This window comes from Ornithinibacter aureus (assembly GCF_009858245.1).
Lineage (GTDB): Bacteria > Actinomycetota > Actinomycetes > Actinomycetales > Dermatophilaceae > Fodinibacter > Fodinibacter aureus.
In genome coordinates this window covers 1,471,304-1,485,998 of the sequence record NZ_VMSB01000001.1, presented here as the reverse complement: position 1 = coordinate 1,485,998, position 14,695 = coordinate 1,471,304, and the positions used below count along the sequence as shown (strand labels likewise).

Sequence of the window (14,695 nt, the reverse complement as noted above, 5' to 3'; positions counted from 1 at the left end):
CCGACCGGGTCAGGGGCCGGTCGGCGTCAGCGGCCGGCCGGGGTGAGTCCGAGCGATCGGCCCGCCAACCCGCGCGAGCGCGTGGCCAGGCCACGCGCGATGCCCCGCAGGGCAACGGCTGCCGGGCTGTCCGGGGAACCCAGGACGACCGGCATCCCCTCGTCGGCGCCGATGCGCAGGCGGGTGTCGAGCGGGATCTGGCCCAGGAGCTTGACCTCGGAGCCGATCGCGCGCGTCAGTGACTCGGCAACCTCCTGGCCGCCGCCGGACCCGAAGATCTCCTGACGGGTGCCGTCGGGAAGCTCGAGCCAGCTCATGTTCTCGATGACCCCCGCGACGCGCTGGTGGGTCTGCAGCGCGATGGCGCCGGCCCGCTCGGCCACCTCGGCAGCGGCCTGCTGTGGGGTGGTGACGACGAGGATCTCGGCTCCCGGGATGAGCTGGGCCGTGGAGATCGCGATGTCGCCCGTGCCCGGCGGCAGGTCGAGGAGCAGGACGTCGAGGTCGCCCCAGAAGACGTCGGCCAGGAACTGCTGGAGTGCCCGGTGCAGCATCGGTCCGCGCCAGACCACCGGCTGGTTGCCGGGCACGAACATGCCGATGGAGATGACCTTCACGTCGTGCGAGAGCGGCGGCAGGATCATGTCGTCGACCTGGGTCGGGCGCCCTTCGACCCCGAGCATGCGCGGGATCGAGAAGCCGTAGATGTCGGCGTCGACGACCCCGACCCGCAGGCCCTGGTCGGCCAGGGCGGCCGCGAGGTTGGCCGTGACCGAGGACTTGCCGACGCCGCCCTTGCCGGACGCGACGGCATACACCCTCGTCAGCGACCCGGCCTTGGCGAAGGGGACCTCACGCTCGGCGACGCCGCCGCGCAGCATCGTCTTCAGCTCGGCTCGCTGCTCGTCGCTCATCACCCCGAGGGTCACGGTGACGCCGGTGACCCCCTCGACCTTCTCCAGGGCCGCGGTGGTGTCGCGGGTCAGGGTGTCCTTGAGCGGACAGGCGGCGACGGTGAGCAGGATGGTGACGGCGACGTGGCCGGACTCGTCGGCCGACACGCTCTCGACCATGCCGAGCTCGGTGACCGGCTTGCGGATCTCGGGGTCGATGACCGTCTCGAGGGCAGCGTGCAGTGCGTCGGGGGTGACGGGGGACATGGCCCCCAGTCTAGGTCGGCGAACCGGGGGAGCGGACGGGGGCCTCGTCGGGCTCGGGCGCGCGGGTGACCACCAGGCCGCGTTCCTCCATCTCGTCGAGGAGGTCACGCAGCTCGCCGCGCACGAAGTCGCGGGTGGCCTGGTCACGCATCGCGATCCGCAGGGCCGCGACCTCGCGGGTGAGGAACTCGGTGTCGGCGAGGTTGCGCTCGTCGCGGCTGCGGTCCTGTTCGAGGGCGAAGCGGTCGCGGTCGGCCTGACGGTTCTGGGCGAGCAGGATCAACGGCGCGGCGTACGAGGCCTGCAGGCTGAGCATGAGCGTGAGGAAGATGAACGGGTACTTGTCGAACCGCTGGGATGGCGGGGCGAGGACGTTCCAGCCCACCCAGATCAGCACGAACAGGGTCATGCCGATGAGGAAGTAGGGCGTGCCCATGTAGCGGGCGAACTTCTCCGAGACGACCCCGAAGGCCTCCTCGGTGAACACCGAGGGCACGGTGAACCGGCGGCCCCCCTCTCGGGGCTGGTCGATGCGGGGTCGCCGCTCGCGCTCAGCCACGGGTGGCCCCCTCGGGCGTCACGCTGTCGTGCCGGTCCTCGCGCCAGTCGTCGGGGAGGATGTGGTCGAGCACGTCGTCGACGGTGACAGCGCCGAGCAGGTGACCCTCGGCGTCGACGACGGGCACCCCGACCAGGTCGTAGGTCGCGAGCATGCGGGTCACCTGGCCCAAGGTGGCGTCGGGGGGCAGGGGCTCGACGTCCTTGTCGAGGATGCCGCCCACCGGGTTGTGCGGGGGCTCGCGCAGGAGGCGTTGGATGTGGACCATGCCGAGGTAGCGACCCGTGGGGGTCTCCAGCGGCGAGCGGCAGACGAAGACCGTGCAGGCCAGGGCGGTGGACAGCTCCTGGCGTCGCACGACGGCCAGGGCCTCGGCGATGGACGCCTCGGGCCCGAGGATCACCGGCTCGGTCGTCATGAGCCCACCGGCGGTGTTCTCGTCGTAGGTCAGCAGGCGTCGCAGGTCGGCGGCCTCGTCGGCGTCCATGCGTTCGAGGAGCTCTTCCTGACGGTCCTTGGGCAGCTCGGCGAGGAGGTCGGCGGCGTCGTCGGGCTCCATCGCCTCGAGGACGTCGGCTGCGCGGTCCACCCGCAGGCCGGCGATGATCTCGACCTGGTCGTCCTCGGGGAGCTCCTCGATGACGTCGGCGAGCCGCTCGTCGCTGAGCTCTGCGGCGACCTCGGCCCGGCGCTGCGGGGTGAGGTCGTGGATGACCTCGGCGAGGTCTGCGGGCTTGAGGTCCTCGTAGGCCTCGACGAGCCGAGCCGCGCTCTGGGCACTGCTCGACGTGCGCAGCCCCACGACGTCCTCGATCGCCACGAGCCGGGTCTCGCCCCGTCGGCGGGCCAGCCGCCCGAGACCGCCGCGGGGGGCGCCGGTGCGCACGAACGCGCGCGCCACGCTCCAGCCCCGGGAGCCGTGCTGCTCGATGCCGATGTCCTCGACGGTGGCCGCGAGCAGCCCACCCTCCTCGGTGCGCACCTCGACGGGGCGCTCGAACAGCTCGGCGACCACGAGGGTCTCGTTCCCGCGCTGCTCGAACCGGCGCATGTTGACCAGTCCGGTGGTGATCACCTGACCGCCCTCGACGGAGGTGACCCGGGTCATCGGCACGAACACCCGTCGTCGGCCGGCGACCTCGACGACGAGCCCGATGACGCGCGGACGGGTCCGCGCGACGTTGAACGTCACGACGACGTCGCGCACCCGGCCGACCTGGTCACCGAGGGGGTCGAAGACGTTCAACTCGGTCAGGCGGCCGACGAAGGCGCGGGTCGGCGTGCTCACGGGCACAGGCTATCGGGGTGGGCAGGTGCCGAGGCGGTCAGGCAGGAAAGGTGTTGCGGCGGGCACCGGCCCGGCCGCGCCAGTGCCACGGACGCCACCGCGCAGTGGTCCCGGGCCCGGGCGGGACCGGTGTGCTGCCGGAGTCGGTCGGGTAGGCCCCGGGCCCGTCGACGAGCCGGCCGTGGGGAGTGAGCACGTGGATGGTGCACCCCTGCGCCCACCGCTGCGCGACGTCTCCCACCGCGTTGAGGCGCTCGGGTCGCAGGACCTGCACCGCGGCATCCCACTCCTCCTCGTCCGCGGGGGTGAGTTCGCGCGACGTCGCGCGAACACTGAGCAGGAGCCCACCGCTGTCCTTGCTGCGCAGCACCAGTTCCACCTCGTCGGGCAGCCACGGCAGGCTCTGCTCGCCGGGTCCGGACACGACGTATGCCGCCGGACCGGTGCCGCGCTCGTCGCCGTCGTCGTGCCACACGTGCCAGACCGGGTGCGTACCGGCGCCGGGCACGCGGACCCAGAGCAGGCCCGACTTGCTCGCAGCCTCGTGGATCAGCCGGGTGACGTTGGTGGTCGGGGCACCCGGCGTGACCTGCGTGGAAGCGTCATCCGTCACACCGTGAACTCTCTCACAACGCCCTGTCGCGCGGCGCTGCTAGCGTGCCCCGGCAGACCTGCTTCTCGCCGACCTCGTGGACAAGGGACCCGCATGCGCAGCGCCAAGGACTTCTTCACGCCCCTCGCGGTGGGCGCCCCCGCACCCGTGCGGGAGGTGCCGGCGCGGCCCAGCCGGATGATCCACTTCTTCGACCCGAGCAACCCGCGGATGGCCGCCAAGGTGCCCCAGCTCGTCGGGACGGTCGACGTGCTGCTCGGCAACCTCGAGGATGCCGTGAAGGCGGAGAACAAGGATGCCGCTCGCGCAGGCCTGGTGGAGATCGCCCGCGCCACGGACTTCGGCGAGCACACCCAGCTGTGGACGCGGATCAACTCGCTGGACTCACCGTGGGTGCTCGACGACCTGACGACGTTGGTCACCGAGGTGGGCGATCGGCTCGACGTCATCATGGTGCCCAAGGTCCAGGGCCCGGAGGACATCCACTACGTCGACCGGCTGCTGGCCCAGCTCGAGGCGAAGGCGGGGCTCACCCGCCCGATCCTCGTCCACGCGATCCTCGAGACGGCCCGCGGTGTGGCGAACGTCGAGGCGATCGCCGGTGCCAGCCCCCGGATGCAGGGCATCAGCCTCGGCCCGGCCGACCTCGCGGCCGACCGCCGGATGAAGACGACCCGCGTCGGTGGCGGGCACCCCGGTTACCTCGTGCGTGTCGATCCCGTCGACGGGGACATCACCGGCGCGCGTCCCACCTTCCAGCAGGACCTCTGGCACTACACGATCGCCCGGATGGTCGACGCCTGCGCGATGCACGGGATCTTCCCCTACTACGGCCCCTTCGGGGACATCGCGGACGTCGTCGCCTGCGAGGACCAGTTCCGCAACGCCTTCCTCCTCGGCTGCGTCGGCACCTGGACCCTGCACCCCGCGCAGATCGCCATCGCCAAGACCGTGTTCAGCCCGAGCGCGCAGGACGTCGCTCACGCGCGGCGGGTCAAGGAGGCGATGGGTGACGGAACGGGGGCGGTCATGCTCGACGGGAAGATGGAGGACGACGCCAGCCTGAAGCAGTGCCTGGTCATCCTCGAGCTCGCCGACCGGCTCTCGGCCAATGATCCCGGGCTCGCCGAGCTCTACGCCGGTGCCACGAGAACGACGGATGCCGGGGCGAACGCATGAGCACCGCGACGGGCTACCGTCCGCGCCGCTCGGTGCTCTACATGCCGAGCAGCAACGAGCGTGCCCTGGAGAAGGCCAAGACCCTTCCGGTGGACGGGCTCATCCTCGACCTCGAGGACGCAGTGGCCCCTGACCACAAGACCACGGCTCGCGACAACGCCTGCGCGGCCGCGCGCTCGGGTGAGTACGGTCAGCGCGAGGTGACGATCCGGATCAACGCGAGCGGCACCCAGTGGCACGACGACGACCTGGCCGCCGCCTGCGCCGCCGGCCCCGACGGGATCGTCGTCCCCAAGGTCGACTCGGCGCAGGAGGTGCTCGGCCTCGTGGCCGCCATGGAGCGCCACGGCGCACCGGAGCACACCCGGCTGTGGGCCATGATCGAGAGCCCCGCGGCGGTGCTCTGCGTGGGCGAGATCGCTGCCTCATCACCCCGGCTCGCTGCCCTGGTGATCGGCACCAACGACCTCGTCAAGGAACTCGGGGCCCGGCACGTGCCCGGACGCCAGCCACTCCTGACCTCGCTGTCACTCGCCCTGCTGGCCGCCCGCCGGTCGGGGGTCGCGATCCTCGACGGTGTCTACAACGACGTCACCGACCTCGACGGGTTCGTCGCGGAGTGCCGCCAGGGCGCCGACATGGGCTTCGACGGCAAGACGCTCATCCACCCCGGCCAGGTCGGGCCGTGCAACGAGGTCTTCGCGCCGTCCCCGGCCGAGATCGAGGACGCGCACGCCCTCGTGGCCGCCTGGGATGCCGGTGCCGGCAGCGGTGTCGTCACGCACCGAGGGCGCATGGTCGAGCACCTGCACGTCGAGATCGCACGCCAGGTCATCGCGACCGCGCAGGCCATCTCCGACCGCGGCTGAGGCGGGCACGCACCGCCGCGCCAGTCCCCAATCCTCCCGCTGCGCCCTCGCGTGAGGGATGATGGCCCCGTTGGTCGGTTCGACACGTCTGGAGTTTCGCTGATGCCTGGTCCCCTGAGCGTTCGCGCCGCGACGCCCGCTCTGGCCCTCGCGGGTGCGCTCGTCCTCGGGGGATGTGCGGGGTTGGACGCGTCGTGGTCCTCCGACGCAGCCGCACCGCAGCCGGCCACGACCAGCTCGGCACCGCCATCGGTCGGCACGGGCACGCCCTCGCCGTCCGTGTCCAGCGCCGCCCCGTCGGCGAGCGCGACTGCGGCATCCAGCCCGGCACCCACGGCGTCACAGAGCTCCACAGCGTCACAGGGCCCCGCGTCCACCACCCCCTCGCCGACCACCAGTGCGGCCCCCACGTCCTCCGCGCCGAGCCCGACGAAGGCGCCGTCGCCCAAGCCCTCGACGAAGCCGTCGCCCAAGCCGTCCGCGAAGCCCAGTGCCTCCCCGTCGCCGACGGCCAAGCCCCGCACCACCTTGCGGCTCGGCGATCGCGGGCCCAAGGTGCTGGCCACCCAGCAGCGACTCAGCGAGCTCGGCTACTGGCTCGGCACTCCGGACGGCCGTTTCGGTTCCCTCACCCAGCAGGCGGTCTACGCCCTGCAGAAGGCTGCCGGCCTCTCGCGTGACGGTTCGGTCGGTCCCAAGACCGCCAAGGCGCTCGCGGACGGCATCCGACCGCGGGCGACGCTGTCCGGCAACGGCGTCGAGATCGTGCTCGACCGCCAGCTGCTGCTCGTCGTGCGCGGTGGCACGGTGAAGACCATTCTGAACACCTCGACCGGCAACCGTGAGAGGTACACCTCCACGTCGGGCAACCCCGCCGTCGCCATCACGCCGAAGGGCACCTTCAAGGTCTACCGCGGGGTCGACGGTCCGTTGACCAACTCGCTGGGGGAGCTGTGGCGACCTCGCTTCTTCCACAAGGGCATTGCCGTCCACGGCTCGCCGAACATCCCGCCGTGGCCGGCCTCGCACGGGTGCGCCCGGCTGAGCAACGCGGCGATCAACATGATCTGGGACAAGAACCTCATGCCCATCGGGAGCACGGTCGTCGTGCGCTGACACCCCGGTGAGGCGTCACTCGCCGGGGTAGACGACCCCGACCTGACGACGGGTCTCGTCCATGGTGGCCAGGACGCGACGGGTGGCGTCCCACGGCATCGACCACGTCTGCGTGCGCCCGGCTGCCAGGGCCCGGGCGAACTCCGCGGCCTGGTAGCGGAACCCGTGGTCGAGGACCGGTGCGACGAACTCGTCGAGGACGGTGTCGTCCGGCGCCACGAGGCGCACGCGGCTGTCGACCGCGTAGAACACGCCGGAGACCTCGAGCCGCGCGGCCGTGCCGACCACGCGCGCGGGGCACGCGGTGGCAGCGGCCATCGAGCACCACAGCCGGGCGAGCTCCCCGGCGGGCCCACGCCCGTCGATGGTCGTCGTGGCGTCCACCCCGAGGTCGGTGAGGACGCCGCGGGCCGTCACGTCGGTGAGGCTCCCGAGCACGTGGTCGGCGAAGGAGACGGGGTAGACACCGAGATCGAGCAGGGCCCCCCCGGCGAGCTCGGGCTGCGAGAGGCGAGCCGGGCCGTCCGGGTACAGCAGCTGGCCGTGGTCGGCCTCGACGACCACGACGTCACCCAGCGTGCCGGCGGTGACCGTGCGGGCGATCACGTCGTAGTGCGGCAGGTAGCGGCTCCACATCGCCTCGGCCGCGAGCAGGCCACCCACCTCGGCGGCCTCGAAGACGTCCTCGGCCTCGCGCAGGCTGCGGGTGAACGCCTTCTCGATGAGGACGGGCTTGCCGGCCCTCAGGGCGAGCAGGGCGTGATCGCGGTGCTCGCTGTGCGGGCTGGCGACGTACACGGCATCCACGTCGGGGTCGGCGACGAGGTCGGCGTAGGAGCCGTGAGCGCGCTCGACCCCGTGGCGCTGCGCGAACTCCTGGGCTCGCTCCAGGGACCTCGACCCGCACGCGACGACGCGCGACCGCGTCCCGGTGGCCACGGCATCCGCGAAGGTGTTGGCGATGCCGCCCGGGGCGAGCACGCCCCAGCGGATCGCGGGGGCGTCCATGGGGTCGGGAACCGTTGACGCGGCGAGGACGGCGGTGGCTGCGGGGGCGGACGACATGCGGCTGATCGTATGCCGTCCGCCCACCTCAGAAGCGGGTCGTCGCCTCGGCCACGAGGTCGCCGACGAACTGGCCGGCGTCGACGTCCAGGCCGCGCCGGGTGAACCACGTCGCCATCGTCGTCGCGTCGCGGGCCAGGAAGTCGAAGCCCTGCGGGTTGCCGATGACGTCGACGATTTGCGGCCAGTCGATGATGACGAGTCGCTCGTCGTGCAGCAGCACGTTGTACGGCGACAGGTCGCCGTGGGCCCACCCGTGGTGCGCGAGCGTGAGCATGGCGCTGCGCAGCTGCTCGAACAGGTCGGCGAGCAGCTCTGCGCCGGGCCTGCTCGCCACGAGTCTGGGGGCGGCCACCGGCGTCGGGCCGGTGACGTCCCCGATGAACTCCATGAGCATCTCGGTCTCGTCGAGCTGCACGGGGTAGGGCACCGGCAGGCCGAGGTCCCAGAGACTGCCGAGCGCGCTGAACTCGGCCGCGGCCCACTGTCCCGAGATGAGCTGCTTGCCGAACTCGGTGCGGGTGGCCATGGCGCGCATCTCGCGGCTCTTGCGCACCCGCCGGCCCTCCAGGTAGCCGGCGTCGCGGTGGAAGAGCCGGTGCTCGCCGCTGCGGTAGCGCTTGGCGGCCATGGTGCTGCGGCGCTCGGTGCCGGGAACCCAGCGGCGCAGCACGTGCACGTCGGCTTCCTTGCCGGTCTTCAGCACGCCGAGGTCGGCCTCGACGGCGCCGAGGTCGGTGATCACCCAGTGCGGTCGCGGTTTCGGCCCGTGGGTCGCGCCGTCCCAGGTGGACCAGCGCTCGCCCTCGGTGGGGGCGTCAGGTGAGGTGTCGGTGGCGAAGAGCTCCTGCTTCGCCGGCAGGTGGAAGGGCTGGTGTGCCACGGGGGTGCTCCTGATCGAGAGAGGAAGGGAGGGGCTCGGTGTGGGCCCGGACAGTCATCGACATGTCGGCCTCCTTCTCGGGTCGTTCAGGTCTTGGTGCGGCACGACGGCGGATGCCGTTCGCTCACCACCCAGCGTGCCGCACGGGTGGGTGCGGCCGCCATCGGATATTCGCGGCGAGGACTCAGGCGATGCGGGTGATCGTGGCGAGGATCGGCTCGGTGGGCACGAGGGTGATGGCCGCGCTCACCCGTGGACGGCGTGCCGTCGTCGCAGGGGTGACCCGGTGCTCACGCAGGATCAACGCCAACGCCAGCACGGCCTCGACCATCGAGAAATGCTGTCCGATGCAGGCCCGCGGACCGCCACCGAACGGCATCCACGCGTAGCGGTGGGCAGGGGCGGGGCGAGTCCCGTCCCCGGTGAAGCGCGACGGGTCGTAGACGAGTGGGTCCACCCAGAGGTCGGGGTGCCGGTGGATCGTCCACGGCACGACGACGACGTTCGTGCCTCGGGTGACGCGGTGGCCCATGATCTCGTCGTCCTGCAGGGTGAGGCGGCCGAGCATCGGCGCCGAGGGGTAGAGCCGCATCGCCTCCTTGAGCGCGGCCGTCGTGCACGGAAGGTTGGCGGCCGTCGTGGCCGTGGGACGAGAGTTCCCGAGCACCGCGCGGACCTCGGACCGAACGGCGCCCTGGACGTCCTGGTGCTGGCCGAGCAGGTGCAGTGCGAAGGTCAGGGCCGTCGAGGTGGTCTCGTGTCCGGCGAGGAGGAAGACGAGCACCTGCGCGCGCACCTCGTCGTCGCTGAGCGGACCGTTCGCGTCGTGAGCCGTCAGCAGCCGCCCCAGGAGGTCGCTCGCGGTCTCCGGGCCCTCACGGCGAGCCGTGATGAGGCGATCGCAGACCGCCAGCAGGTCAGCGCGGGCCGCACGCCCCCGCCGGACGGTCCTGGTGGGGATGGCACGGGGCAGTGCCACGGGCCCGAGCCCGCGGCGGACGATGGTTTCGGACAAGGAGGGAAACGATCGGCGGACGTGGGGCACCGCGTCCGAGGCGGACTCGCCGAAGAGCGCGCGCAGCACCACCTGGAGGGTGAGGTGCTGCATGTGGTCCGAGAGGTCGAGCGTGACCGGAGCACCGGCATCCCAGCCGGAGATGAACGCCTCGATCTCCTCGACCATGAGATCGGCGTAGCCGTGGACCGCCTCCTTGGTGAACGCCGGTTGCAGCATGGTCCTCTGACGGGTCCACTCGTCCCCTTCGGCGGCGAGCAGCCCGGGCCCGAGCCAGTAGGCGATCTCCTCGTACACCCGGTCGCGTTTGGCGTAGGTGCGCCACGAACTGCCGGACAGCACCCGTGCCGCGGCATCGGGGTGGTGCAGCCACCACACCTCCCGATCAGCGCCGCGTGGGCCCAGGACCATCCGCACGATGTCGCCGTGCTCGCGCCATGTCGACTCTGCGAACTCCACCGGGTTGCGACGCAGGGCCAGTGCGGGTCTGAGGCGGCCCCCGGTGATCGGCAGGGTGCCCGGACCGTGGGAGTCGTGGACGCGGGTCAGGGCAGTCATCACCCCATGATGACCGGAGGCCCTTTACTTGTCATGACAACCATTGGACGAGGTGGGGGGACTCACACCCCGACGGTGGTCAGGTGTCGGCCGTGCGGCGGCATACTCGGTGGGCAGACCCATCCCGAGCCAAAGGCGGCGATCACGCATGTCCCGACTCCAGACCACGGACGGACTCTCCGAGGAACAGCACGAGCTCATCAAGCTCGTGCGCGAGTTCGTCGAGGAGCAGATCCTGCCCGTCGCCACCGAGCTGGAGCACCGCGACGAGTACCCGACGGACATCGTCGAGGGCATGAAGGAGATGGGCATCTTCGGGCTGATGATCCCGGAGGAGTACGGCGGGCTGGGCGAGTCGCTGCTGACCTACGCGCTCGTCGTCGAGGAGATCGCGCGGGGCTGGATGTCGGTGAGCGGCATCATCAACACGCACTTCATCGTCGCCTACCTGATCCTCCAGCACGGCACCGAGGAGCAGAAGCAGCGCTACCTGCCCCGCATGGCGACCGGCGAGGTCCGCGGAGCGTTCTCGATGTCCGAGCCCGGGCTGGGGTCCGACGTCGCCGCGATCCGCACTAAGGCCGTGCGCGAGGGTGAGGAGTGGATCGTCACCGGCCAGAAGATGTGGCTGACCAATGGCGGGTCCTCGAACCTCGTCGCCGTGCTCGTGCGGACCGATCTCGGCGAGAGCGAGAGCCCCTACAAGAACATGAGCACCTTCCTCATCGAGAAGGAGTCCGGCTTCGGGGAGACCGCCCAGGGCGTCACCGTGCCGGGCAAGATCGAGAAGATGGGCTACAAGGGCGTCGACACGACCGAGCTGATCTTCGAGGGCCACCGCACGAGCGATGCGCAGCTGCTCGGCGGGGTGCCGGGCAAGGGCTTCTACCAGATGATGGACGGCGTCGAGGTGGGCCGCGTGAACGTCGCAGCCCGGGCCTGTGGGCTGTCGCGCCGGGCGTTCGAGCTCGGCATCGCCTACAGCCAGCAGCGCGAGACCTTCGGCAAGAAGATCGCCGAGCACCAGGGGATCCTCTTCCGTCTGGCCGACATGGCCACCAAGGTCGAGGCCAGCCACCAGATGATGGTCAAGGCCGCCAAGCTCAAGGATGCCGGGGAGCGCAACGACCTCGAGGCGGGCATGGCGAAGTACCTGGCCTCGGAGAACTGCGCCGACGTCGTCGAGCAGTCCTTCCGCATCCACGGTGGGTACGGCTACTCCAAGGAGTACGAGATCGAGCGGCTCTACCGCGAAGCGCCGATGCTGCTCATCGGTGAGGGCACGGCCGAGATCCAGAAGATGATCATCGGGCGCCGTCTGCTCGAGGACTACAAGGCCCGCTGAGCGGATCGGTCAGTAGGTGGGGGCGGCCGGCTGTCCGAGGAACTGCTCGTAGGTGCGCCACCCGCCCTCGGTGTAGGCCGCGGCGAAGGGCTTTCCGACGTACCTGAAGTGCCACGGCTCGAACCCGACGCCGGTCACCGGGGTCTGTCCCTTCTCGTAGCGCAGCAGGAACCCGTGGCGCCAGGCGTTCCTGGCCAGCCACACCCCTTGGGGGGTCTCGTCGATGCAGTCGTTGATGGTGCAGTTCGAGCGTCCGATGGGCAGCAGGTCCACCGTCAACCCGGTCTGGTGCTCGCTGAAGCCTGCGCGCAGGTACCAGCGGTCTGTCCAGGCGCGGCCGCGGCGGGCAAGGTTCTTCGCGTACAGCGCCTCCTGGGTCTCGAAGGAGCGGTAGGCCGTGTCGATGCCGATCACGCCGGCGCCCTCCTCGACCGAGGCTGCGGCCATGGCCGCCAAGGCCTTCGCGGCATCCGGACGCAGCTGGTGACCGTCGGCGTGCGGCATGGCGGGCACGGTCAGGTCAGTTGGTTCGAAGCTCATGGGGGAGAGCGGGTTCTGCTTGTTGACCAGCACCCACGAACTCGTGGGATCGGTGAGGCTGCGGCACCCTTGGAAGCTGTCGACGCTGCTGCGGATCGACTGCTCACCGCCGACGATGGTGACCGTCGCAACCGTCGGGGCCAACGCGGCATCCCTGCTCGCTGCGGGCAGGCAGTGGGGCGCCGTCGCGACCAGGGTTGCGCCTGAGGCCGCGGCCAGGGCTGCACCCGTGAACGCCTCGACCGCGCGGCCGGCCCGAATCACCACCACCTCGGAGACCGGTCGGGCGGCAACGGGCCGGGTGTCGTCGTCTGCCCCGACGGTCACCAGGTCGGCGCCGAGCACCTGCGCCACGGACTCGTCCGCGGCGGTCGGGGTAGTGGATCCCTCGTCGGTCAGCAGCAGTGGGACCCCGTCGGCGGCCGCGGCCACGGATGCCGTGGCGAGCGTCGTGGTCGAACCCCCCTCGGCGACCCTGACCTCGGCCGCGGTGGTGAAGGCCGCCCGGGTGATGTCCCTGGCCGCCCCGGCGGCATCGTCCCGGTCGACCCGGACCACGCGTGTGGTGAGGCGAGCGGCGGCGGAGGCCACGGCATCCGAGATCGTCCTGATGCCTCCCACGAGCACGATCTCGTCGGGAGCCATCCGCTGCACCTGTGTCGCCAGCGGGGCGGGCAGCCGGTGCGCGGGTGTCAGCAGGACGACGCCACCGCGGGCGGTGGCCGCGGGAATGGCCGCCCAGCCGAGGTCGAGGGCATCGTCGGCGACGAGGTAGACCACCGGGGTGGGCCGGTCCGCCGGGGCAATGGCGCGGCTGGCCGCGACCGCCAGGGCGGGTCGGTCCTTGCCCGTCACGCGCGTCACCTCGGGGAGGGTGCCGCTGGCGCGGGGTGTCAGGGTCGGCGAGGGTGTCGGGGTCGGTGAGGGGGGCGCCGGGGAGGGAGAGATCTGCGCCGCCGCCGAGGGCGCGGCGGTCGCGCTCGCAGCGGGTGCTGCCCCGTCGTCCTGGTGCAGGAGCAGGGTTGCTCCGCCCCCCGCGACGACGACGGTCAGGACCGCTGCGCCCGCAGCCCGGACACCACGCGGGCGGACTGAACCCGGGTCGGACCGGGACGACCAGGGCAGGGGCACCACCCCAGCATCCCCGAACGGGCGGTCCCGTGCGCAGTCAGGGGCGCGGACCGGGGGATAATGGGTGACATGACCAGCCAGCCCATGCGCCCCGGCCTGCGGGCCGCCCTGTCGTTGCAGTACCCGATGTCGCTGGGCCTGTACGACTCCTACGAGGAGGCCCAGAAGGCGGTCGACTACCTCTCCGACAACGAGTTCCCCGTCCAGGACCTGCTCATCGTCGGCACCGACCTCAAGCAGCTCGAGCGGGTCACCGGGCGCCTCACCCGGGGCAGGGTCTTCGGGGCGGGCGCCCTGTCCGGTGCGTGGTTGGGCCTGTTCGTCGGGACGATCTTCGCGCTGTTCGACCCGAGCGGGTTCAACATCCTCAACGTCGTCAGCACGGTCGCCTTCGGTGCCCTCTTCGGCATGGTCTGGGCGGCCGTGGGGTACCGCCTGACCCGTGGTGAGCGGGACTTCACCTCCGTCAGCCAGGTCGTGGCGGCCAAGTACGAGGTGCTCTGCGAGCACAAGCACGTGCAACGCGGCCGCGAGCTGCTCACCGAGATGGACCCGATGCGTGCCGCCATGCAGGAGGTTCGTCGGGCACAGGAAGCCGAGCGGGCTCGCACCGACGGGGCGTAGTTTTGCCCCATGACTGACGCGCGCCCCCACCTCGAGCCGTTCGAGGGCGAATTCGCCCGTGTCCTGTGCGTCGTCGCCCACCCGGACGACATCGAGTACGGCACGGCCGCGGCCGTCCACCGGTGGGTCGCCGAGGGCGCGAGCGTGAGCTACTTCCTGCTCACCCGCGGCGAGGCCGGCATCGACACGATGCACCCGGACGAGGCCGCGGTGGTCCGCGAGGCCGAGGAGCGGGAGAGTGCCCGGCGCGTCGGCGTCGAGGTCGTGGAGTTCGGCGGGCTCCCCGACGGGGCGATCGAGTACGGGGTCGCCCTGCGCTGCGCCATCGCCCGCGCCATCCGGCGGGAGCGCCCCGATCTCGTCGTCACCGGCACGTGGGACGAGCGGTTCGGCACCGGCATGGTCAACCAGGCAGACCACCGCGCCGTCGGGCTGGCCACCTTGGATGCCGTCGCGGATGCCGGCAACCGGTGGTTGCACACCTCCCTCGCCGACGAAGGGCTCGAGCCGTGGGGGGGTGTCAAGGCGCTGGCGGTGGCCGCCAGCAACACCCCGACCCACTTCGTGGACGTCTCGGGTGAGCACTTCGAGGCCGCCGTGCACTCACTGGAGGCCCACGCGGCCTACAACGACGCCCTCCCCGAGGAGTTCCCCAAGCCTCGGGAGCTCCTGCAGATGATCCTCGGCGGTGGAGGCCAGGCGGTCGGTGTCGAGCACGCGGCCCTGTTCGACGTCATCCGCCGGGGCTGA

14 protein-coding genes are annotated in these 14,695 nt (G+C 71.4%); 6 read left to right on the top strand and 8 right to left on the bottom strand.

Annotated elements, in window-relative coordinates; genetic code table 11:
• Nucleotides 1-26: 26 nt before the first annotated feature.
• Genes C8E84_RS06985 through C8E84_RS06970 form a run of 4 tightly spaced genes read right to left on the bottom strand, consistent with a single transcriptional unit; the run spans nt 27 to nt 3,620 of the window.
• A complete protein-coding gene (locus tag C8E84_RS06985) occupies nt 27-1,160 on the bottom strand; it encodes an Mrp/NBP35 family ATP-binding protein (RefSeq protein WP_159900726.1) in 1,134 nt (377 codons plus the stop codon).
• A 10-nt stretch (nt 1,161-1,170) separates the two neighbouring features.
• Nucleotides 1,171-1,719 (bottom strand): DUF1003 domain-containing protein, encoded by a 549-nt coding sequence (locus C8E84_RS06980; protein WP_159900724.1) that lies wholly within the window; start codon nt 1,717-1,719, stop codon nt 1,171-1,173.
• Complete coding sequence (locus tag C8E84_RS06975) at nt 1,712-3,007, bottom strand: magnesium transporter MgtE N-terminal domain-containing protein (protein WP_159900722.1); 1,296 nt, start codon at nt 3,005-3,007, stop codon at nt 1,712-1,714. Before C8E84_RS06975 ends, C8E84_RS06980 begins: the two co-directional genes overlap by 8 nt.
• Nucleotides 3,008-3,044: 37 nt before the next feature.
• Nucleotides 3,045-3,620: a hypothetical protein gene (locus C8E84_RS06970; RefSeq protein WP_159900710.1), complete on the bottom strand. Its 576-nt coding sequence runs from the start codon at nt 3,618-3,620 to the stop codon at nt 3,045-3,047.
• A gap of 93 nt (nt 3,621-3,713) precedes the next feature.
• Here C8E84_RS06970 and C8E84_RS06965 point away from each other — a divergent pair, with 93 nt between their 5' ends.
• The 3 genes from C8E84_RS06965 (at nt 3,714) to C8E84_RS06955 (ending at nt 6,784) form a co-directional block, all read left to right on the top strand.
• Nucleotides 3,714-4,799: an HpcH/HpaI aldolase/citrate lyase family protein gene (locus C8E84_RS06965; RefSeq protein WP_159900708.1), complete on the top strand. Its 1,086-nt coding sequence runs from the start codon at nt 3,714-3,716 to the stop codon at nt 4,797-4,799.
• Complete coding sequence (locus tag C8E84_RS06960) at nt 4,796-5,668, top strand: HpcH/HpaI aldolase/citrate lyase family protein (RefSeq protein ID WP_159900706.1); 873 nt, start codon at nt 4,796-4,798, stop codon at nt 5,666-5,668. The genes C8E84_RS06965 and C8E84_RS06960 overlap by 4 nt, the downstream gene beginning before the upstream one ends.
• Nucleotides 5,669-5,770: 102 nt before the next feature.
• Nucleotides 5,771-6,784 carry a L,D-transpeptidase family protein gene (locus tag C8E84_RS06955; protein ID WP_159900704.1) on the top strand — a complete coding sequence of 338 codons (1,014 nt, stop codon included), beginning with the start codon at nt 5,771-5,773 and terminating at the stop codon, nt 6,782-6,784.
• Nucleotides 6,785-6,799: 15 nt separating this feature from the next.
• On the opposite strand, the gene C8E84_RS06950 is transcribed toward C8E84_RS06955, so the two are convergent.
• From C8E84_RS06950 to C8E84_RS06940, 3 genes are all read right to left on the bottom strand, one after another.
• Entirely contained in the window at nt 6,800-7,849 is a 1,050-nt protein-coding gene (locus C8E84_RS06950; protein WP_159900702.1) for a Gfo/Idh/MocA family protein, read from the bottom strand.
• A gap of 28 nt (nt 7,850-7,877) precedes the next feature.
• The gene (locus C8E84_RS06945; protein WP_159900700.1) at nt 7,878-8,732 is read right to left on the bottom strand and encodes a serine protein kinase RIO; all 855 of its coding nucleotides are present in this window, start codon (nt 8,730-8,732) and stop codon (nt 7,878-7,880) included.
• A 184-nt stretch (nt 8,733-8,916) separates the two neighbouring features.
• A complete protein-coding gene (locus C8E84_RS06940; RefSeq protein WP_159900698.1) occupies nt 8,917-10,305 on the bottom strand; it encodes a cytochrome P450 in 1,389 nt (462 codons plus the stop codon).
• 148 nt (nt 10,306-10,453) lie between these two features.
• Between C8E84_RS06940 and C8E84_RS06935 the strand changes: the two genes are divergently transcribed.
• A complete protein-coding gene (locus C8E84_RS06935; protein ID WP_159900688.1) occupies nt 10,454-11,650 on the top strand; it encodes an acyl-CoA dehydrogenase family protein in 1,197 nt (398 codons plus the stop codon).
• A 9-nt stretch (nt 11,651-11,659) separates the two neighbouring features.
• On the opposite strand, the gene C8E84_RS06930 is transcribed toward C8E84_RS06935, so the two are convergent.
• Nucleotides 11,660-13,054, bottom strand: a complete 1,395-nt coding sequence (locus tag C8E84_RS06930; RefSeq protein ID WP_159900686.1) for a D-alanyl-D-alanine carboxypeptidase family protein — start codon at nt 13,052-13,054, stop codon at nt 11,660-11,662.
• Nucleotides 13,055-13,390: 336 nt separating this feature from the next.
• Between C8E84_RS06930 and C8E84_RS06925 the strand changes: the two genes are divergently transcribed.
• Together C8E84_RS06925 and C8E84_RS06920 are read left to right on the top strand one after the other, a co-directional pair.
• Nucleotides 13,391-13,945, top strand: a complete 555-nt coding sequence (locus tag C8E84_RS06925) for a YflT domain-containing protein (protein ID WP_159900684.1) — start codon at nt 13,391-13,393, stop codon at nt 13,943-13,945.
• Between the two features lie 9 nt (nt 13,946-13,954).
• A complete protein-coding gene (locus C8E84_RS06920) occupies nt 13,955-14,695 on the top strand; it encodes a PIG-L deacetylase family protein (RefSeq protein ID WP_159900682.1) in 741 nt (246 codons plus the stop codon).